The following is an 18,515-nucleotide window of genomic DNA, read 5'->3' as shown; positions in this document are numbered from 1 at the left end:
GGTGTGATCGGCGGCGATCGCGCGACTGACCTGCGCGACGCCAGGCGTGTAGGCGATCGACAGCGCGCGCTGGGTGTCCAGCGGGGACTTCAGCTCGACGGACAGCTTGCCGGCTACGTGGGCCTCGAAGATCTCTTCATCCGAGATGACGACCTGCGGGTTTTCTGCAATATCCGCCACGCGAATCACGTTACTGACGAACTCGTAGGTAACCTAATCGATTGTGTTTCAGATAAGTCCCAGGTCGGTGACGGCTTTGCGCTCGTCGGCCAGCTCGGCGGTCGACTTGTCGATGCGGCCGCGGGAGAACTCGTCGATCTCCAGGCCCTGAACGATCGTCCAGTTGCCGTCCTTGGTGGTGACGGGGAAAGAGGAGATCAGGCCCTCCGGCACGCCGTAGCTGCCGTCGGAGAGAACGGCCATCGAGACCCAGTCGTCCTTCGGGCTGCCGAGCAGCCAGTCCCTGGCGGCGTCGGTGGTCGCCGACGCGGCCGAAGCGGCCGAGGATGCGCCGCGCGCGTCGATGATCGCCGCGCCGCGCTTGGCGACGGTCGGGATGAAGTCGTCGGCGATCCACTTCTCGTCGTTGACGACCTCCGCGGCGTTCTTGCCGCCGATCTCGGCGTGAAAGATGTCGGGGTACTGGGTGGCCGAGTGGTTGCCCCAGATGGTGACCTTCTTGATCTCGGTGACCTTGGCGCCGGTCTTCTTGGCCAGCTGCGAGATGGCCCGGTTGTGATCTAGCCGGGTCAGCGCCGAGAACCGCTCCTTGGGGATGTCGGGTGCGTTGTTCAGCGCGATCAGCGCGTTGGTGTTGGCCGGGTTACCGGTGACACCGATGCGGACGTCGTCGGCGGCGACGGAGTTCAGCGCCTTGCCCTGTGCGGTGAAGATCGCGCCGTTGGCCTCCAGCAGGTCGCCGCGCTCCATGCCGGGCCCACGCGGGCGGGCGCCGACCAGCAGCGCCAGGTTCACGCCGTCGAAGATCTTGTTCGGGTCGGCGCCGATCTGCACGCCGGACAGCAGCGGGAACGCGCCGTCGTCGAGCTCCATCACCACACCCTCGAGCGCCTTGAGGGCGGGCTCGATCTCCAGCAGCCGCAGCTCGATCGGGCGGTCGGGACCCAGCAGCGAGCCGCTGGCCAGGCGAAACAGCAGGCTGTAGCCAATCTGGCCGGCGGCGCCGGTGACGGCAACCTTCAGGGGTGTTGTGCTCACGTCAATTCGCTCCTTAAGTGGAGGTGTGGGGCGTCGGGTCGAAACTAGCGCACTCGCGGACTCGGAAAATCCCTACCCCACCTCGGTGTCCGCTACCTCACCTCGGCGCCATCTGCTCGCAGGCGATTGCTACCTAGGGCGCGTAGCATGACCGGGGCTTTATTGGATCCGAGCTGCGACGGGAGGTGAAGGATGCCTTCGTTTCGCGAGATGCGAGAAATACCCGAAACACTGCGTCCTCTGGCACGGCCTGTAAGGGACGAGCCTCCCAGTCCGCCGCCCGTTGAGCCGCCCGCCGACCAGGCCGTGGTCGACTGCGGCATCTACGTGGACGGTCAGCGGCTGCCCGGAACGTTCAGCTACGCCGAGGCGCAGGCCAAAGTGAGCCAGCTGCAGCTCGAAGGGCTGGAAGCCTTCGCCTGGATCGGCCTGCACGCTCCCACCGAGCATCAGATGCAGGAAGTCGGCGACGCCTTCTGTATGCACCCGCTGGCCATCGAGGACGCGGTCTGCGCTCATCAGCGGCCCAAGCTGGAGCGTTACGACGAATCGCTGTTCCTGGTGCTCAAGACCGTCAAGTACGTGCCACACGAGTCGCCACTGCTGGCTCGCGAGATCGTCGAGACCGGCGAGATCATGATCTTCGTCAACATCGATGTCGTGGTGACGGTCCGGCACGGCGACCACGGTCGGTTGACGGACGTCCGCAAGCGAATGGATTCCAACCCCGCGCAAATGCGGCTGGGCCCGTTCGCGGTGATGCATGCCATCGCGGACGTGGTTGTCGACCACTATCTCGAGGTCACCGAGTCGATGGAGGGCGACATCGACGCCATCGAGGAAGAGGCGTTCGCGCGGGACCACCGCACCCGGATCGAGCCGATCTACCAAATGAAGCGCGAAGTCGTCGAGCTGCGCAGGTCGGTCAATCCACTCTCGGTGCCGTTCGCCCGGTTGCAGACCGAGCACAAGGACCTGATCTCCAAAGAGGTCCGGCGCTATCTGCGCGACGTCGGCGACCACCACACCCATGCCGCCGACCAGATCGCCAGCTACGACGAGAACCTCAGCTCGCTGGTGCAGGCCGCGCTGGCCCGGGTCGAAATGCAGCAGAACACCGACATGCGCAAGATGTCTGCCTGGGCGGCCTTGCTGGCGATACCCACCATGGTCGCCGGCATCTACGGGATGAACTTCGAGTACATGCCCGGCCTGAAATGGCACTGGGGCTACCCGACGACCATCCTCGGTACGGCCGCGATCTGCCTGCTGCTGTATCGCAACTTCCGGCGTAACGGCTGGTTGTAGGGACCTGCCTCGCGGGTCTCAGCGAGCCAGACCACTCTCTTTTTTCGATTTCGCACCACGGGTGACATCACCGCGGGTGATATCGCATGCGACCACGATTTCGAAAAAGAGTGCTACCCATCACGGGTTACTGGAGTGAGTTAATTTGGCTGTGCGGCAGGGCGATTGGGGTTGAGTACGTCGACCCCGTCGCTTCGCCACGCGTCGCGCATCGCATCGGCGCCCTTCAGCCGGACCCAGGCGGCCTCGGTTGCGGTGATCGGTGTCGCCGCCAGAAAGCGCACCGGATCGCGTGGCGGATCCAGCGGCAGGTCGGCAATGTCGCTGTCACCCAACAACACCGCGGTGAACGGCGCGCGGCCCGACGGCCGCGCCCACAGCGGAGTGCCGAGGTCGACCAGCGTGTCCGACGTCAGCACCACGCCCTCGACCGCCGGCGATGCCGCCACGATCGCCAGGCTACGGGCCAGGCCGGTGATTGCTCCCGGATCACGCAGCCGCAGAACGACTTCAGCCCGCGGGCCATGTTCAGGGTCGGCGAACACCGCGGTCGGATCGACCATCGGATGCCGCGAGCAGCCCAGCGACACGTAATGCACCACCCCGCCTTTGCCGGCGCGATAACGCAGCACGTCCAGCGGTTCAGTACCCAGGAACGTCACGCTGGCGATGTCGGGTTCGGTGTGAGCGAAGTGCGCGTCGAGGTGCGCACGCACCCGTTGCAGTGGCTGCGTCACTACGCCCCGGGCGGCGGCGCGACCGTCAGGTTCACGCCGCTGTCGGGCTCGAACACCGCGAGTTGCGAGGTGTCGAAGGCCAATTGGAGCTTCTGGCCTTTCGCGGCCTTCGATGCGGCCAGCACCCGGGCCACGAATTCGTGTTCGCCTGGGCCGGATTCGTCGTCGAACTCAGGCAGCTGGTCGGAGTGCACGACAGGGCCCCCGGTGGTGAAGTAGACGTACTTGTCGGCGCCCAACGACTCGACCATGTCGACGTTCACCTCGAAGCTCAGTGCGCTGATTCGCTGATAGGCGTCGATCAGCGCCGCGTCGTTCAGGTGTTCCGGGCGGACACCGACGATCACGTTCTGCGGCGCCGAGTGCGCTGCGAGCAGATCGAGAACGGGTTGGGTCAGCGTCACCTCGCCGAACGACAGGCTCAAGCCGCTCGCGGTCACGGTGGCGGGAAAGAAGTTCATCGCCGGTGATCCGATGAACCCCGCGACGAACAAATTCGCGGGCCGCTCGTAAAGCTCGTCGGGCGTGCCGATCTGCTGCACGACGCCGCCGCGCATCACCACCACCCGATCGCCGAGCGTCATGGCCTCGGTTTGATCATGAGTCACATAGACGGTGGTGGTGCCCAACCGCCGCTGCAGCCGGGCGATCTCGCCGCGCATCTGCACGCGCAGCTTGGCGTCGAGGTTGGACAGCGGCTCGTCCATCAGAAATGCCTTGGGGTGGCGCACGATCGCCCGTCCCATCGCGACCCGCTGGCGCTGGCCGCCGGACAGCTGCGCGGGCTTGCGGTCGAGGACGTCGGTGAGGTCGAGAATTCTCGCGGTGTCCTCGACCTTCTGCGCGATCGCCGCCTTCTTCATCTTCGCCAGGGTGAGCGGGAAGGCGATGTTCTGCCGCACCGTCATGTGGGGATAGAGCGCGTAGGACTGGAACACCATCGCGATGTCGCGGTCTTTGGGTGCCTTCTCATTTACCCGCTCGCCGCCGATGCGCAGTTCGCCGGACGAGATATCTTCCAGTCCGGCAATCATATTCAGCGTCGTCGACTTGCCGCAGCCGGACGGGCCGACCAAGATGATGAACTCGCCTTCGGCGATGGTGAGGCTGAGTTCGTGCACGGCCATCGCGCCGTCGGGGTAGCTCTTGGTCACCCGGTCCAACACAATCTCGGCCATCGCGCTATCCCTTCACCGCACCCGACGTCAATCCCGCGACAATCCGTCGTTGGAAGACTAGAACAAAAACGATAATCGGCACCGTGATCACCATGGCGCCCGCCGCGATCGACCCGGTCGGCTCCTCGAATTGCGAACTGCCGGTGAAGTTCGCGATCGCCACCGGCGCGGTGATCGCCGCATTGGTGGCGGTCAGCGACAAGGCGAGCAACAGGTCGTTCCAGGCAAAGATGAACACCAGGATCGCCGTGGTCACGATGCCCGGTGCGGCCAGCGGTGCGATCACCTTTCGGAATGCCTGGGCCGGGGTGGCGCCGTCGATCTTGGCGGCCCGTTCCAAGTCCCACGGAATTTCCCGGAAGAAGGCCGAGAGCGTGTAGATCGCCAGCGGCAACGCGAAGGTGATGTACGGGATGATCAGCCCGGGCCAGGTATCGAACAGTCCGATCCGGCGTTCGATGTTGAACAGCGGCGTGACCAACGAGATCGCCGGGAACATCGAAATCAACAGCACCACACCGATCAACGCCCGCTTGCCGGGAAAGTCCAGCCGCGCCACCGCGTAGGCCGCCATCGCGCCGACCAGCACCGCGATCGCCGTGGTGATCAATCCGATTCCGACCGAGTTGATCAGCGCCGAGCTGAAGAAATCGCCGCCAAAGATCCCGCGATAGTTGTCGAACGTCACCGACGACGGAATCAGCTTGCCGTCCTTGACCGTTGAGGTCGGCTTGAGCGAGAGGCTGAGAATCCACAGCACCGGTAGCAGCGCGTACACCAGCACCAGCGCATCGATGGCCACCCACGACGCCGCGCGCCGGGCGCCCATCCGGTCAGCGCCCATCGCCGCCGCCTGGTGCCGACGCGCCGAAGACCTTGATGAAGATGAACGCGATCACCGCGACGCATCCGAAGATCAGCACCGAAATCGCAGACCCCAGGCCAACATTGAAGCCCTTGAACAGGTTGTCGTAGCCAAGGATCGACACCGAGCCGGTGTTGCCGGTGCCGCCGGTCAGCACGTAGATGTTGTCGAAGATCCGAAAAGCATCCAGCGTGCGGAATAGCAGCGCCACCAGGATCGCCGGTTTGATCAGTGGCAACGTGATCGTCCACAGCCGCCGCCAGGCACCCGCGCCGTCGACCTCGGCGGCCTTCAGCAGGTCGGCCGGCACCAATGCCAAGCCGGCCAGCAGCAGCAGCGACATGAACGGCGTCGTCTTCCACACCTCGGCGATCACCACGACACCCAGCGACGAAAGCTGGTGTGTCAGTGGGGCGCTGCCGTGTGGCAGTAGGTTGGCCAGATACCCGGTGCCCGGCGTCCAGGCGTAATACCAGCTGTAAGAGGCGGCGACCGTCACGATGCCGTACGGAATGAGCACCGCGGTGCGCACCAAACCCCTGCCGATCAGCGTCCGGTGCATCGCCAACGCCAGCGCCAAGCCGAGTACGAACTCGATGGACACCGAAGCGACCGTGATCGCCAGCGTCACCGCCAGTGCCGTCCACCAGTACCGGTCGGTCAGGATCGTCTGATAGTTACCGAGACCGATGAACCGGGTGTCGTTCGGGGTGGTCAGGTTGTTGCGTTGCAGGCTCAGCCATATCGCGTAGCCGATCGGATAGGCCGTGACCGCCAGCATCAGCACTACGGCGGGCGCGACGAGGAGGAACGCCAGCCGGGTGTCCGACTTCCGGTTCTCAGTGCCGCGGGTCACGGCAGCAGGCCCTTGCCGTCGATCGCCTTTTGCACTTGCACCGCGAGCCGGTCTCCCGTCTGTTCCGGGTCGATGCGGTTGATCGGGGCCAGCGTGGCCGCGATCCGGGTCGAGACCGCCTGATAGGCCGGCGTAGCAAGCCGCACCGCGGGGTTGGTCAGTTGGCGGCGGATGATGTCGTACATCGGGTACTTCGCCTGGAATTGCGGGTCGTTGTAGAGCGAGGCCCGCACGGCCGGCAAGCCGCCCTCCAGCGAGATGTACTTCTCGTTCTGTGGGTCGCGCAGGCACCGGATCGCTTCGTAGGCCTGCGCCCTGTGCCTGGTGGTGGTGGACACCGCCAGGTTCAGCCCACCGATCGTCACCTTGGCGGGCTCGCCCGGCCGCACCGCCGGGTAGGGCGCGAAGCCGAAAACCCTTGTGCTGGCGTCATAGGCCTCGCGGAACTGCTGCTCGGTCGGCGCGAACAACCCGACGTTGTTGACGCTGCCCGCCAAGTCGGGACGACGGTTGAGCGGCAGGAACGGCACGCCGCCCTTCACCGCGTTTTCCAGCATCGAGGCCAGCGCGTAGGGCCAATTGACTTCCAGCGCGGTCTTTCCCTGCTCGAACGCCAACCGCGCGGTGCCCGCGTCGCTCCGGGTGACCGAGGGGTCGGCGCCGGGCGCGGTGGCCACCGCCTTCATGATCTCTAGCGCGGTGACGGTGGCGGCCCGGTGTGCGGGCGTATCGGTCAGGGTGACCGTGCTGCCGTCGTCGGAAAGCACTTGGCCGCCGGCACTTTCCAGCAGCGTGTTGAACCACACCACCACGCCCTCGTTCTGGTTGGCCTGCACGCCGATCCAGCTTGGCCCACCCGCGGCGTGCAACCGGCCGGCTTCGTCGAGCACCGCGCTCCACGTTGCCGGCGGCTTGTCCATCAAATCCGGCCGATACCAAAGCAATTGGCTGTTGGTGGTCAGGGGTGCGGCGTACAGCCGGTGCCGCCAGATCGCGGTGGACAACGGGCCGGGCAAGGTGTCGGTGGCCGCGTCGGCCTCCGCTCGGTGTGCCGGGTCGTCGGACAGCGGCAGCACCCAGCCCGCTTCGGCGAATTCGGCCGTCCAGATCACGTCCATCGCGATCACGTCGACGCCGTGGTCGTTGGCGCTCAGCCGGCGGGCCAGCTGCACTCGCTGGTCATCGGTGGACCGCGGCAGGCTGTAATGCCGGACAGTGAATCGGCCGCCAGCCTGGTCGGTGCAGCGCTTGGCGACCGCGGTGAACGTTGCGGCGTCACTGGCCGGGGTGTAGAAGTTGATCACCCGCCCGCCGTCGCGGGCAGCACAGGACGATGTCGCCGACGCGGCTAACAGCAGCGCCAGCGCGATCGCGCCCAGCCTGCGCCCGCGACGAGTCGGCACGAATCAGATCGCCAGGCGCGCAAGCAGATCCCGGGCATGCTCGGCGTTCTGCGGGTCGCAGAGAACGTCGTACCGTCCGGCCACCAATTGCAGCGTGGAGCTGAAGTCGCGGGTGCCGCGCGCCATCGAGTAGGGAATCGCCGAGGTGATCAAGCCGAAGAACACGCCGGCGACCAGGCCGGTGGTCAACGCCTCGAGTGGGTGGGGGCTGGAGAACAACAGGGTCAGCACCAGGCCGATGAAAAGGCCCAGCCAGGCGCCGCTGATCACGCCGCCGCCCAGCACCTTCGGCCAGGTCAGCCGACCGGTGACCCGTTCGACCTGCATCAGGTCTACCCCGACGATGGTCACCTGCTGCACCGGGAATTGCTGATCGGACAGGTAGTCGACGGCCCGCTGCGCCTCGGCGTAGGTGGGATAGGAACCGACCGGCCAGCCTTTCGGCGGTGTCGGCAATCCGGGAGCACGCCGGCTCCCGGCCGGAGCGCCGGGCGTGGCACCGGGGACCTGTCCAGGCTGAAATGGGCTGCTCATGAATTTCATTCTGCTCTGTTGCCGCGCCGCCGCAGTGAACCACCATCGACTGGCCGGCCACCTGCGCAAACGGACGCGTGAATGGCCGTCGCGCTAGGTTGAACACCATGACAGCTCCGGGCGGTGACCACGGTGAGGAATACCGTGCTCACGAAGACCAGCCCCGCCCGTGGGAGCAGTATCCCCATCCGCCGGTGGACCCGCAGGCCCCGGTGGATTACCCGGAGTACCCACCGCGGTATCCACCGCAGCCGCCCGCGGGGCCACCGTATGGCTATCCGCCGCAGCCCCCGGCGGGGCCACCGTACGGCGGCTATCCGCCGGCCCCACCCGGCGGGCCGATCGGATACGGCGGGCCGCCGGCTTATCCCGGTCCGTACGACCCCTACCAGGCCTATCAGGCCAGCCCGTACCAGACCAACGGGCTGGCGGTGACGTCGCTGGTCAGCTCGATCGTCGGCGCACTATCCAGCTTTATGTGTCTGATCGGTGTCCCGATCACCATCGTGGGCATCGTTGTCGGTGTCGTCGCGCTCAACCAGGTCAAGCGAACCAATCAGCAGGGTCGTGGGCTTGCCATCGCCGGGATCGCCATCGGCGCGGCGGCCCTGACGCTGGAATTCATCGCGTTCGTGGCCCTCACGTCGTCGGTGCACTCCCCGATGTTCGTGCACTGACCGGCGTCAGCCGGTCGGCGGTACGAACGGATCGGACTGCCGTTCCATACCCGCCGCGCGTCCTTTCGCAGCGATCACCAGCGCCATCTTGCGGCTGGCTTCGTCGAGCATCTCGTCGCCGAGCATCACCGCGCCCCGGGCGCCGCCGGCCGCCGAGGTGTGCCACTCGTAGGCCTCCAGGATCAGTTCGGCGTGATCGTAATCGGCTTGCCGTGGGCTGAAGATCTCGTTGCCCGCGGCGATCTGGTCGGGATGCAACACCCATTTGCCGTCATAGCCCAGGGCCGCCGATCGGCCCGCCACCCGCCGGAACGCCTCCACATCGCGCACTTTCAGATACGGGCCGTCGACGGCGGCGATGCCATGGGCGCGGGCGGCCACCAGGATCGTCATCAGCACGTGGTGATAGGCGTCGCCGACGTCGTAGCCCTCGGGCTGCTCGCCGACGACCAGGGTGCGCGTGTTCAGGTTCGCCATCAGGTCCGCGGGGCCCAGCACCAGAGCCTGAACCCGTGGCACGGCGGCGATCGCGTCGATGTTCATCAGCCCGCGGGCATCTTCGATCTGCGCGTCGATGCCGATCTCGCCGACCGGAAGTCCATGGACCGTCTCCAGCTGGGTCAGCAGCAAGTCGAGCGCCTGAACATGCGAGACGTCGGACACCTTGGGCAACACCACCACGTCGAGCTTCGCGTCGGGCGCCGCGCCGACAGCGCTCACCACCTCGATGATGTCGGCGTGCGTCCACGGCGTCGTCCAGTCGTTGACCCGAACACCGCGCAACTGCCCGGCCCAGCCGGGCGCGGCCAGCGCGGCGGCCACCCGGCTGCGGGCGTCGGCCTTGGCGTCGGGTGCGACGGCGTCCTCGAGATCGAGGAAGACCTCGTCGGCCGGAAGACCTTTGGACTTGTCGATCATCTTCTGGCTGCTGCCAGGCACGGATAGGCAAGTGCGGCGGGGCCGGTAGGCGTTCTTCACGCTTCACTCACCCTTCTTGAATACCCTGTCTACCTATGGCCTCGATCAACAGGGTGTACGCCGCGCGGCTGGCACGAATGCAAGTCATCGGCCCGATGGGCGAGGCGCTCGGCCGGGTGCGCGACGTCGTGGTCAGCATCAGCATCGTCCGCCAGCAACCCCGGGTACTTGGGCTCGTCATCGAAATGAGTTCGCGCCGACGGATTTTCGTGCCAATACTGCGGGTGGCGTCGATCGAGCCCAGCGCCGTGACGCTGAACACCAACAGCGTTTCGATGAGCCGGTTCGAACAACGGCCGGGCGAAGTCTTGGTACTTGGACAGATCGTGGACACCAAGGTCCGGGTCAACGATCCGGAGTTACCGGAGTTGGTCGACACCGACGTCGTCGTGACGGACCTGGGTTTGGAGCAGACGCGAACACGCGACTGGATGGTGACTCGGGTCTCGGTACGCGTGCCCCGGCGAATCGGCCGGCGCAGCACCACCCACATCGTGGGCTGGCGCAATGTGCAGGGGCTGACTCCGTCCGCGTTGGCGATGCCGGGACAAGCCGTGGCCGAGTTGCTGCATCGATTCGAGAAGTGGCGGCCGATCGAGGTGGCCGACGCGGTGCGCGAGCTTCCGACCAAGCGGCGCCACGAGGTGGCCAGTGCCTTGGACAACGACCGGCTGGCCGACATCCTGCAGGAACTCCCGGAGGACGAACAGGCCGAACTGCTGATGCAACTCGGCGACGAGCGCGCGGCCGACGTGCTCGAAGAAATGGATCCGGACGACGCCGCCGACCTGCTCGGCACGATGAATCCGAACCTGGCCGAAAGGCTGCTGCGGCAGATGGACCCCGAGGAGTCCGACCCGGTACGGCGTCTGTTGAAGCACTCGCCCGACACCGCGGGCGGGTTGATGACCCCGGAACCGGTGGTGCTGACCCCCGACACGTCGGTCGCCGAGGCGCTGGCCCGGGTGCGTGACCCCGATCTGACGCCGGCGTTGTCGTCGCTGGTGTTGGTGGTCCGTCCGCCGACGGCCACCCCGACCGGTCAGTACCTGGGCTGCGTGGCATTACAGCGGCTACTGCGTGAACCGCCGTCCATGCTGGTCGGCGGGATCGTCGACGCCGACCTGCCCTGGCTGGAACCGGACACCTCGCTGGGAATGCTGACCCGCTACTTCGCCGCCTACAACCTGGTCTGCGGCCCGGTCGTCGACGCGCAGCACCACCTGCTGGGTGCGGTGACCGTCGACGACGTGCTCGACCATCTGCTGCCACACGACTGGCGGGATTCCACCGAAGAGCCGGCGCTGGACGCCGCGGGAGGCCGCTGATGAGCAAGTCCGCTCCGCGGTCGCGGCTGTATACGCCGCGCATCTCACGACTGTCGGCGCCGAGGTTGGACGCCGAGGCAGTCGGCAAGTTCACCGAGTCGATCGCCCGGTTCTTCGGCACCGGCACCTACCTGTTGATCCAGACCATCGTCGTGATCGTGTGGATCCTGCTGAATGTCTTTGCCGTTGCCCTGCGCTGGGACCCCTACCCATTCATCCTGCTCAACCTGGCGTTTTCGACCCAGGCCGCCTATGCCGCGCCGCTGATCCTGCTGGCCCAGAATCGCCAGGAGAACCGCGACCGCGTGGCGCTCGAGGAGGATCGCCGCCGGGCTCAAGAGACCAAGGCCGATACCGAGTACCTGGCGCGAGAACTCGCCGCGCTGCGGCTGGCGATCGGCGACGTCGCGAAGATCCGCGACTACCTGCGCCGCGAGCTGGACGAACTGCGCGTGCTACTGGAAGGCCGGCACCTCGACGAGGTGAAGCACACGCACGCGGACACCGATGACGACGCGGATCAACACGCCGCGTCGTCTAATTGACACGGCGGCCGCTGGGCTGTGTTTTCACAGGCAGAGAGTCCGCCATTGTTGTCACTGGAGTCACCGGTGTTATGTATGGTGACCTAGTTCACGAGGCTCACGCAGTATCGCGGGCCCCAACGCTCGAAAACTAGGCAGGTCGAGTGCGGGTAGGGGGACGCATGGGCGTACGTCCAGCCCTTGCAAACATGCGACAGGCGATCAGTCGCGTCCCCACCACCCCCAAAGTCCCGGGCTTTGTTGTCAGCGCCGCATCGTCGGTAAGTGACGCCGTCGTTCGCGCGGCGGACGCGGTAAGGATTCCCGCCGCAGCCGGTGCCGTGACGTCGGCCGCCCAGACCGTCACGACGACGGTCCAGGACGCGTTGACCAGCACGGCCCGCAGCCCGGCCTTCGGTGTGGCGATGATCGCCTGCCTGGTCTACGCCAGCGTCGACGGCGCCGGCGCACCATCGTTCCCGATGACCAAGTCGACGCTGCGCGATGCCGCCATCACCCCGGTCGCCGCGGTCGCCCGCGCATCCACCGACCCGACCGGCCCACTGGTGATCGCCGTCGAGCACCCGAAGGTCGGTTTCCACATCGCGGCGGCCACCGCGTCGGCTCCCCCGCCGACCGGGGTGGTGAATTCGCCTGGGCTGCTGGGCATTCCAGGGATGGCATTGACCGCGTACCGCAATGCCGAACGGATGATGGCCACCGCCGACCCCGGTTGCGGCATCAGCTGGAACCTGCTGGCCGGTATCGGTCGCATCGAATCGGGGCACGCCAACGGCGGCGCCACCGACGCTCGCGGCACCGCGATACGACCGATCTACGGGCCGACCCTCGACGGGACGCTGCCCGGCAACGAGGTCGTGGTCCAGAGCAACACCCCCGGCCGCGTCGCCTACGCCCGCGCGATGGGACCGATGCAGTTCCTGCCGGGAACCTGGGCGCACTATGCCTCCGACGGCGACGGCGACGGCATGGCCGATCCGCAGAACCTGTACGACGCCACCCTGGCCGCCGCTCGGTACCTGTGCAGCGGCGGGCTGAACCTGCGCGACCAGTCGCAGGTCCTGTCGGCGATCCTGCGCTACAACAACTCCATGCCCTACGCCCAGAACGTGCTGGGCTGGGCCGCGGCGTACGCCACCGGCGTCATCCCTGTCGACCTACCCGCGATTACCGGACCGCCACCGCCGCTCGGCGACGCGCACCTGGAGAACGCCGAAGGCCTCGGCCCCAACCTGCCGCTTAACATGCACGGCTTGCCGTCTACCGACCCGCTGGCCCAGATGCCGCTGATCGACCTCAGCGGGGGCCCGAGCAACGGCCCGCAGCCGTGGGCGACGCAGCGGCCGGCGTACGGCCCATCGTGCACGGTGATCTGCATCGACGGCGGAACGAGTGCGCCACAGCAGGCGTTCAACGCCTCGCCGGCCAATCCGTTAGCTCCGGCGGCGCCGGCCAACCCATTCGCGCTGCCGGCCGTGGTACCCGCGGCGCCACAGCCACCGGCCGCACAGCCACCTGTCGCACCGCCGCCTCCGGCACCCGCTGCCGTCGCGCCCGGCGGCGGGCCACCCCCCGGCCCGCAGTCGGCTCCCCCCGCCTGACCTGCCAACTCGGCCCGCACCGGCGCAGCACTAGACTCGACAGTGATGTCCGATCCGACTGCAGATGTTCGCGCCGCCCTGGCCAAGGTTATCGATCCTGAACTGCGACGCCCCATCACTGAACTCGGGATGGTCAAAGCTATCGAGGTAGGCCCCAGCGGCGATGTGCACGTCGAGATCTACCTGACCACCTCGGCGTGTCCGAAGAAGACTGAAATCAGCGACCGGGTGCGCCAAGCAGTCGCCGACGTGCCGGGCACCGGCGCGGTTCAGGTCAGCCTCGACGTGATGAATGACGAGCAGCGCACCGAGTTGCGTAAGCAGTTGCGCGGCGATTCCCGCGAACCGGTCATCCCGTTCGCCCAGCCGGGCTCGCTGACCCGCGTGTACGCCGTCGCGTCCGGCAAGGGCGGTGTAGGTAAGTCGACGGTGACGGTCAACCTGGCCGCGGCGATGGCCGCCCGCGGCATATCGGTCGGGCTGCTCGACGCCGACATCCACGGCCACTCGATCCCGCGCATGATGGGCACCAACGATCGGCCCACCCAGGTCGAGTCGATGATCCTGCCGCCGATCGCGCACGAGGTGAAGGTCATCTCCATCGCCCAGTTCACCGAAGGCAACACGCCGGTGGTGTGGCGCGGGCCGATGCTGCACCGGGCGTTGCAACAGTTCCTGGCCGACGTCTACTGGGGCGACCTCGACGTGCTGCTGCTGGACCTGCCGCCGGGGACGGGCGACATCGCGATCTCGGTCGCTCAGTTGATCCCGAACGCCGAAATCATCGTCGTCACAACACCACAACTGGCGGCGGCGGAAGTGGCCGAGCGGGCCGGCAGCATCGCACTACAGACCAAGCAGCGCGTGGTTGGCGTGGTGGAGAACATGTCCGGGCTGGTACTTCCCGACGGCTCGACGATGCAGGTGTTCGGCGAAGGCGGCGGCGCTCAGGTCGCCGAACGACTAACCCGCGTGATGGGTGCCGATGTGCCGCTGCTGGGCCAGATTCCGTTGGACCCCGCGCTGGTCGCCGCCGGCGACGCCGGGGTGCCGGTCGTGCTGAGTTCTCCCGACTCCCCGGTCGGCAAGGAACTGAGCAGGGTCGCCGACGGTTTGTCGTCGCGGCGCCGCGGACTGGCCGGCATGTCGCTGGGTCTGGATACCAGTCGACGCTGAGGTCAGAGCACCAGTTCAATTATCGTCGAGACTGAAACCCTGGCGATCAGCTGCGGCGAGCCGTCGCAGCTGGTTAAGTGTCGCGCCCACCGCGGGCGACGCTGAGGTCAGGTGGCGTCGGGATCGAACGGTGCCGGCCCGGCGACGGCCTCGGTCTTCGCCTGTGTAATCGGCTGGGCGACAAGCTTTTCCGGCGTGTTGAAGATCGGCTGGTCGAAGTTGCCGGTGATCAGCGAGTCGTCGCCGTCGAAGAGGTGTTTGGTCAGCGCAGCCCGCGGCGTCATACCGCGCAGCTTGTTCAGCTCGGACAGCGGCTCACGCAGGTCGTCGAATTCGGGACCCATGTCCTCGCGTAGTTGGGTCGTCATTCCGCTGAGGTAATCGCGGGCCTGGCGCAGGGCGCTCGACGTCCATCGGATGGCGCCGGGAAGGCGCTCGGGGCCCAGTACCACCAGCCCAACGACGATGAGCACCAGGATTTCGCCCCAGCCGACGTTGGCGAACATTAGCCGCCGTCCGGCCCCGGGGTCACGGTGAGGGTGACGTGGCGACCATCGCGGACCACCTCGACCGGGGCAGGCTGCCCAACGGTCAATTGGCGCACGGCGACAACGAATTCGTCGGCGTCGGCCACGCCGCGGTTACCGACCTTGACCACCACGTCGTTTTCGAGGATGCCGCCCTTTTCCGCGGGACCGCCGGCCTTGACGTTCGCTACCTGGGCACCCTGCGCGATCGCATTACTCACTGACCGTGCGCTCAGACCCAGAGTCGGGTGCACGATCTTGCCGTCTTTGATCAGGGTCTGCGCAACGAGTTTCGCCTCGTTGACCGGAATCGCGAACCCCAACCCGCTGGCGCTGTCGGACAGCGACTTGCCGGCGGTGTTGATGCCGATGACGTGTGAGTCCATGTCGATCAGCGGGCCACCGGAGTTCCCATGGTTGATCGAGGCGTCGGTCTGGATGGCGTCGATCACCGTATCGGTGTCAGAACCTTCCCCCGACAACGGGATTGGGCGATGCAACGCGCTGACGATGCCGTGTGTGACGGTACTGCGCAGACCCAGCGGCGCGCCGGCGGCCAGCACCTCGTCGCCGACTCGAACCTTGTCGGAGTCGCCGAGCTTGGCGACCGTCAGATTGTTGACGTTGTCGACCTTGAGCACGGCCAGGTCGGTCCTCGGATCGCGGCCGACCAGGTTGGCCGGTACTTCCTTGCCGTCGTTGAACACCACCGTGGTCTTGAACTGGCTCGGGCTGTTGGCCGCTTCGGAGATGACGTGGTTGTTGGTGACGATGTAGCCGCGGCCGTCGACCACGAAGCCCGATCCCTGCATGCCCTCTTGATCGCTGACCGACTGGATCGTGACCACCGAATCAGCCACCGCGGCAGCCACTTTGGCGAACCGGCCGGCAGGCGATTCACTGTTGCCGTTGGTAGACAGGTTCACCTTGGAGGTGGTGAACGCCTCGACGACCTCCGCCGTCTTACGTCCGACCACACCACCGACCAGACCGATCAGCAGCGCCAGCGCGGCAAGCACCGACAGCGCCAGGTACGACACCCGCCCGCCGAACAGCACATCTCGCACACCAAGCCGGCCGTGCGAGACGTCGGGACCGAAGGCACCGGTGGGCGCTATCGCCGGGTCGCCCAGCGCCGCGGCCGCACCCGGGTCGCGCCAGGGGTCCTCGGGGTCTTCGTCGAGACCCTTGTTCTTGCCGTCGTCGAGCGCGCCCGCATCGGCGGGGTGACGCTGCAGGGAATCGGCATCGGGGAACGGACGGCCAAATGCCTCCGAGAGAACCGGGTCGGCCGGCTCGTCATGCGGGGTGAATTCGCCGGCGTCGCGATACTTCGACGGCCGCACCCGCTCGGCGACGAATGACCCCTGCAAGCCGTCGGGACGACTGAAGGCCTGACGCGACGCGGCGTCTACCGGCGGACGGGAAACAGGGCGCGGCGCCAGCCGAGGGGCGCCGTTGTTGTCTTGATCGGAGCTCACGTCATCCTCTTCCGAGCGCTTGGGCACACCAGCGCTATGGACTTGAGCACGGCGCCGCGCACCGGCTTGGCCAAACTGCTGTCCACCCTACCGAGGCTCTGGGCGATCGCGCCTGCTGCGGTCGGCAAATCGATCGGGCAGCCTCGACGAATTGCCACCTTGTGGCGGGTCCGCATCGTCGTCGGGCGGGCAGTGCGGAATCTGCGACAGCAATCCCAGCAACGTGCTGGGCACTCTGATCGGCTGGGAGTCGCGCAGCGCGGCGCGGGCCCGTCGATGCCCGTCGACCTCGGCGGCGCATTCCGGGCACAGCGAGATGTGATGCGCGGCGCGCAGGTGCGCGTTCATCCGCAGTTCACCGTCGACAAAGGCGGCGATGGCCTCGATCGCCAAGTGCTCGGTCGAGCCGAATTGCCGCGGAGCGCCCACCGGCGCGTCGCTTTGCGAGGCGAATTGGGCGGGGAGCCAGGAGAACGCTCGGCGGAAGACATGTCCCCGCTCGACCATCACCAACTCCTCTCGATATCGCGTCGGGCTTGCGCGGCACTACCTCGAATGTAGCGCGCTGACCGATACCGAACACCAATGAACTCACCGATCAGGTGGGTTGTGTTTTAGTCGGCGAGATCCACCGCGACGCCGCCGGCGCCCACCTCGGGGCTCTCGGAGTGCGCCGCCAGATAGTCGCGCAGGGCTTGACGTCCGCGGTGGATGCGGCTGCGGACGGTCCCGAGCTTCACACCCAGCGTGGCGCCGATTTCTTCGTAGGACAGTCCCTCGATGTCACACAGCACCACCGCCGCACGAAACTCGGGGGCCAGAGAATCCAGCGCCGCCTGCAGGTCAGGCCCCAAATGCGCATCGTGGTAGATCTCTTCCGGGTTGGGCTCGTCGGCCGGCACCCGGTCGTAGTCCTCCGGCAGTGCCTCCATCCGGACCCGGGCGCGTCGGCGCACCATGTCCAGGAAGAGGTTGGTGGTTATCCGGTGCAGCCAGCCCTCGAACGTTCCGGGCTGGTAGTTCTTCACCGAGCGGAAAACCCGGATAAAGGTTTCCTGGGTCAGATCCTCGGCATCGTGCTGATTGCCGGAGAGGCGATAGGCCAATCGGTAGACCCGATCGGCATGTTGGCGAACCAGCTCGTCCCACGACGGCATGGCCGCCTTGTCACCGGTCGCGTCGAAGACCGCGGTGCCGTAAGGCTCCTCAGCGGGCTCTACCCAGTCAGCGTCGCGGTATCGCTCGGGGTGCGACATGCTCGTCGGGCTCATGAGTGTCGTGATGTTGAAATCCTCCGGGTTCAGACTGCCGTCGATGCTCGGCAATTCATCATCGCGGGCAACGCGAAGATAGCGGAATGTATTCCCGGACCAGCGGCCGCCACGCTCCATGGGGGATACCGTCGTCTATCGGCGTATGTGCGGTATGTGACCGCACTGAGCTTTCACTAAGAATGGCGCCGGAAACACCGTTGCGCTGGTCATATACGACTACGTCTCATTTCGATCACGGTGAGGGTTTGAGCGTGTCGGCAGCCGGCGCCGGGCGCGCCTGACTGCACGCGGCAGGGGATGGACTTACGCTCACGCCATGGCCACGACCGACCACACACCAGGCCAGCCAGCGACGACGAGTCGGGCCGAGTCACTCTCGGCGCATGCCGAGGGGTCGATCTCGGAGGACGCGGTGCTGCTGGCCGCCCGCGAGCGCGCCGCCGACATCGGCGCCGGCGCGGTGACGCCGGCGGTCGGAGCTCTGCTGAGCCTGCTGACCAAACTCAGCGGTGGGAAAGCCATCGTCGAGGTGGGCACCGGTGCCGGAGTCAGCAGCCTGTGGCTGCTATCGGGGATGAGCGAAGACGGCGTGCTGACCACGATTGACATCGAGCCCGAGCACCAGCGGATCGCCAAGGAAGCCTTCTCCGACGCGGGCATCGGCCCGTCGCGGACCCGGCTGATCAGCGGCCGGGCCCAGGACGTGCTGACCCGGCTGGCTGACGACTCCTACGACCTGGTCTTCATCGACGCCGACCCGCTCGACCAGCCGGACTACGTGGTCGAGGGCGTGCGGCTGCTGCGCTCCGGCGGTGTGATCGTCGTGCAC

General features: G+C 66.7%; 19 protein-coding genes and 1 pseudogene. 7 read left to right on the top strand and 13 right to left on the bottom strand.

Annotation, left to right across the window (positions count from 1 at the left end):
* Together WAO18_RS15030 and WAO18_RS15025 are read right to left on the bottom strand one after the other, a co-directional pair.
* Window positions 1-171 (bottom strand): annotated as a pseudogene (locus WAO18_RS15030) (NAD-dependent malic enzyme); the annotation flags it as partial.
* A 57-nt stretch (window positions 172-228) separates the two neighbouring features.
* Window positions 229-1,218 (bottom strand): malate dehydrogenase, encoded by a 990-nt coding sequence (locus WAO18_RS15025; protein ID WP_422207054.1) that lies wholly within the window; start codon window positions 1,216-1,218, stop codon window positions 229-231.
* A 192-nt stretch (window positions 1,219-1,410) separates the two neighbouring features.
* On the opposite strand from WAO18_RS15025, the gene corA reads away from it, so the two are divergent.
* Window positions 1,411-2,526 (top strand): magnesium/cobalt transporter CorA, encoded by a 1,116-nt coding sequence (corA, locus tag WAO18_RS15020; RefSeq protein ID WP_422207053.1) that lies wholly within the window; start codon window positions 1,411-1,413, stop codon window positions 2,524-2,526.
* Between the two features lie 140 nt (window positions 2,527-2,666).
* Here the strand turns inward: corA and WAO18_RS15015 are convergent, their stop codons facing one another.
* Genes WAO18_RS15015 through WAO18_RS14990 form a run of 6 tightly spaced genes read right to left on the bottom strand, consistent with a single transcriptional unit; the run spans window position 2,667 to window position 8,099 of the window.
* Window positions 2,667-3,263: a suppressor of fused domain protein gene (locus tag WAO18_RS15015; RefSeq protein WP_422207052.1), complete on the bottom strand. Its 597-nt coding sequence runs from the start codon at window positions 3,261-3,263 to the stop codon at window positions 2,667-2,669.
* The gene (locus tag WAO18_RS15010; RefSeq protein ID WP_422207051.1) at window positions 3,263-4,441 is read right to left on the bottom strand and encodes an ABC transporter ATP-binding protein; all 1,179 of its coding nucleotides are present in this window, start codon (window positions 4,439-4,441) and stop codon (window positions 3,263-3,265) included. Before WAO18_RS15010 ends, WAO18_RS15015 begins: the two co-directional genes overlap by 1 nt.
* A 4-nt stretch (window positions 4,442-4,445) precedes the next feature.
* The gene (locus WAO18_RS15005) at window positions 4,446-5,270 is read right to left on the bottom strand and encodes a carbohydrate ABC transporter permease (protein WP_422207056.1); all 825 of its coding nucleotides are present in this window, start codon (window positions 5,268-5,270) and stop codon (window positions 4,446-4,448) included.
* Window positions 5,271-5,274: 4 nt separating this feature from the next.
* Window positions 5,275-6,162, bottom strand: coding sequence for a carbohydrate ABC transporter permease (locus WAO18_RS15000; RefSeq protein WP_422207050.1), 888 nt, complete (start codon window positions 6,160-6,162; stop codon window positions 5,275-5,277).
* Entirely contained in the window at window positions 6,159-7,565 is a 1,407-nt protein-coding gene (locus WAO18_RS14995; protein WP_422207049.1) for an extracellular solute-binding protein, read from the bottom strand. Before WAO18_RS14995 ends, WAO18_RS15000 begins: the two co-directional genes overlap by 4 nt.
* 3 nt (window positions 7,566-7,568) lie before the next feature.
* Window positions 7,569-8,099, bottom strand: coding sequence for a general stress protein (locus WAO18_RS14990; RefSeq protein ID WP_422207048.1), 531 nt, complete (start codon window positions 8,097-8,099; stop codon window positions 7,569-7,571).
* A gap of 107 nt (window positions 8,100-8,206) precedes the next feature.
* On the opposite strand from WAO18_RS14990, the gene WAO18_RS14985 reads away from it, so the two are divergent.
* Window positions 8,207-8,776 carry a DUF4190 domain-containing protein gene (locus WAO18_RS14985; protein ID WP_422207047.1) on the top strand — a complete coding sequence of 190 codons (570 nt, stop codon included), beginning with the start codon at window positions 8,207-8,209 and terminating at the stop codon, window positions 8,774-8,776.
* 6 nt (window positions 8,777-8,782) lie between these two features.
* Here WAO18_RS14985 and WAO18_RS14980 read toward each other — a convergent pair whose 3' ends face one another.
* Window positions 8,783-9,754 (bottom strand): HpcH/HpaI aldolase/citrate lyase family protein, encoded by a 972-nt coding sequence (locus WAO18_RS14980; protein ID WP_422207046.1) that lies wholly within the window; start codon window positions 9,752-9,754, stop codon window positions 8,783-8,785.
* Between the two features lie 35 nt (window positions 9,755-9,789).
* Between WAO18_RS14980 and WAO18_RS14975 the strand changes: the two genes are divergently transcribed.
* From WAO18_RS14975 to WAO18_RS14960, 4 genes are all read left to right on the top strand, one after another.
* Window positions 9,790-11,082 carry a magnesium transporter MgtE N-terminal domain-containing protein gene (locus WAO18_RS14975; protein WP_422207045.1) on the top strand — a complete coding sequence of 431 codons (1,293 nt, stop codon included), beginning with the start codon at window positions 9,790-9,792 and terminating at the stop codon, window positions 11,080-11,082.
* Window positions 11,082-11,627, top strand: coding sequence for a DUF1003 domain-containing protein (locus WAO18_RS14970; protein WP_422207044.1), 546 nt, complete (start codon window positions 11,082-11,084; stop codon window positions 11,625-11,627). The genes WAO18_RS14975 and WAO18_RS14970 overlap by 1 nt, the downstream gene beginning before the upstream one ends.
* 398 nt (window positions 11,628-12,025) lie before the next feature.
* Window positions 12,026-13,228: a lytic transglycosylase domain-containing protein gene (locus WAO18_RS14965; RefSeq protein WP_422207055.1), complete on the top strand. Its 1,203-nt coding sequence runs from the start codon at window positions 12,026-12,028 to the stop codon at window positions 13,226-13,228.
* Between the two features lie 45 nt (window positions 13,229-13,273).
* On the top strand, window positions 13,274-14,404 hold the full coding sequence (locus WAO18_RS14960; protein ID WP_422207043.1) for an Mrp/NBP35 family ATP-binding protein: 1,131 nt from the start codon (window positions 13,274-13,276) through the stop codon (window positions 14,402-14,404).
* A gap of 107 nt (window positions 14,405-14,511) precedes the next feature.
* Here WAO18_RS14960 and tatB read toward each other — a convergent pair whose 3' ends face one another.
* The 4 genes from tatB to sigE form a co-directional block, all read right to left on the bottom strand.
* The gene (gene tatB / locus WAO18_RS14955; RefSeq protein ID WP_422207042.1) at window positions 14,512-14,910 is read right to left on the bottom strand and encodes a Sec-independent protein translocase protein TatB; all 399 of its coding nucleotides are present in this window, start codon (window positions 14,908-14,910) and stop codon (window positions 14,512-14,514) included.
* Entirely contained in the window at window positions 14,910-16,412 is a 1,503-nt protein-coding gene (locus tag WAO18_RS14950; RefSeq protein WP_422207041.1) for a S1C family serine protease, read from the bottom strand. The genes tatB and WAO18_RS14950 overlap by 1 nt, the downstream gene beginning before the upstream one ends.
* Window positions 16,413-16,499: 87 nt before the next feature.
* Entirely contained in the window at window positions 16,500-16,919 is a 420-nt protein-coding gene (gene rseA, locus WAO18_RS14945) for an anti-sigma E factor RseA (protein ID WP_422207040.1), read from the bottom strand.
* Window positions 16,920-17,026: 107 nt separating this feature from the next.
* A complete protein-coding gene (sigE, locus tag WAO18_RS14940) occupies window positions 17,027-17,803 on the bottom strand; it encodes an RNA polymerase sigma factor SigE (RefSeq protein ID WP_422207039.1) in 777 nt (258 codons plus the stop codon).
* Between the two features lie 199 nt (window positions 17,804-18,002).
* On the opposite strand from sigE, the gene WAO18_RS14935 reads away from it, so the two are divergent.
* Window positions 18,003-18,515, top strand: a 513-nt coding sequence (locus tag WAO18_RS14935; protein WP_422207038.1) for an O-methyltransferase, incomplete at its 3' end; no start/stop codon positions are given.

Origin of the sequence: Mycobacterium sp., from assembly GCF_049278535.1 — a bacterium.
GTDB lineage: Bacteria > Actinomycetota > Actinomycetes > Mycobacteriales > Mycobacteriaceae > Mycobacterium.
The sequence above is the reverse complement of the archived record's forward strand: the minus strand, read 5'-3'. Positions and strand labels throughout refer to the sequence as shown.

Coding starts and splice junctions, on each gene's coding strand:
- corA (WP_422207053.1), top strand. CDS start 1,411: ATGCCTTCGTTTCGCGAGATGCGAGAAATACCCGAAACACTGCGTCCT.
- WAO18_RS15010 (WP_422207051.1), bottom strand. CDS start 4,441: ATGGCCGAGATTGTGTTGGACCGGGTGACCAAGAGCTACCCCGACGGC.
- WAO18_RS15005 (WP_422207056.1), bottom strand. CDS start 5,270: ATGGGCGCCCGGCGCGCGGCGTCGTGGGTGGCCATCGATGCGCTGGTG.
- WAO18_RS14990 (WP_422207048.1), bottom strand. CDS start 8,099: ATGAGCAGCCCATTTCAGCCTGGACAGGTCCCCGGTGCCACGCCCGGC.
- WAO18_RS14985 (WP_422207047.1), top strand. CDS start 8,207: ATGACAGCTCCGGGCGGTGACCACGGTGAGGAATACCGTGCTCACGAA.
- WAO18_RS14975 (WP_422207045.1), top strand. CDS start 9,790: ATGGCCTCGATCAACAGGGTGTACGCCGCGCGGCTGGCACGAATGCAA.
- WAO18_RS14970 (WP_422207044.1), top strand. CDS start 11,082: ATGAGCAAGTCCGCTCCGCGGTCGCGGCTGTATACGCCGCGCATCTCA.
- WAO18_RS14960 (WP_422207043.1), top strand. CDS start 13,274: ATGTCCGATCCGACTGCAGATGTTCGCGCCGCCCTGGCCAAGGTTATC.
- tatB (WP_422207042.1), bottom strand. CDS start 14,910: ATGTTCGCCAACGTCGGCTGGGGCGAAATCCTGGTGCTCATCGTCGTT.
- rseA (WP_422207040.1), bottom strand. CDS start 16,919: ATGGTCGAGCGGGGACATGTCTTCCGCCGAGCGTTCTCCTGGCTCCCC.
- sigE (WP_422207039.1), bottom strand. CDS start 17,803: ATGGAGCGTGGCGGCCGCTGGTCCGGGAATACATTCCGCTATCTTCGC.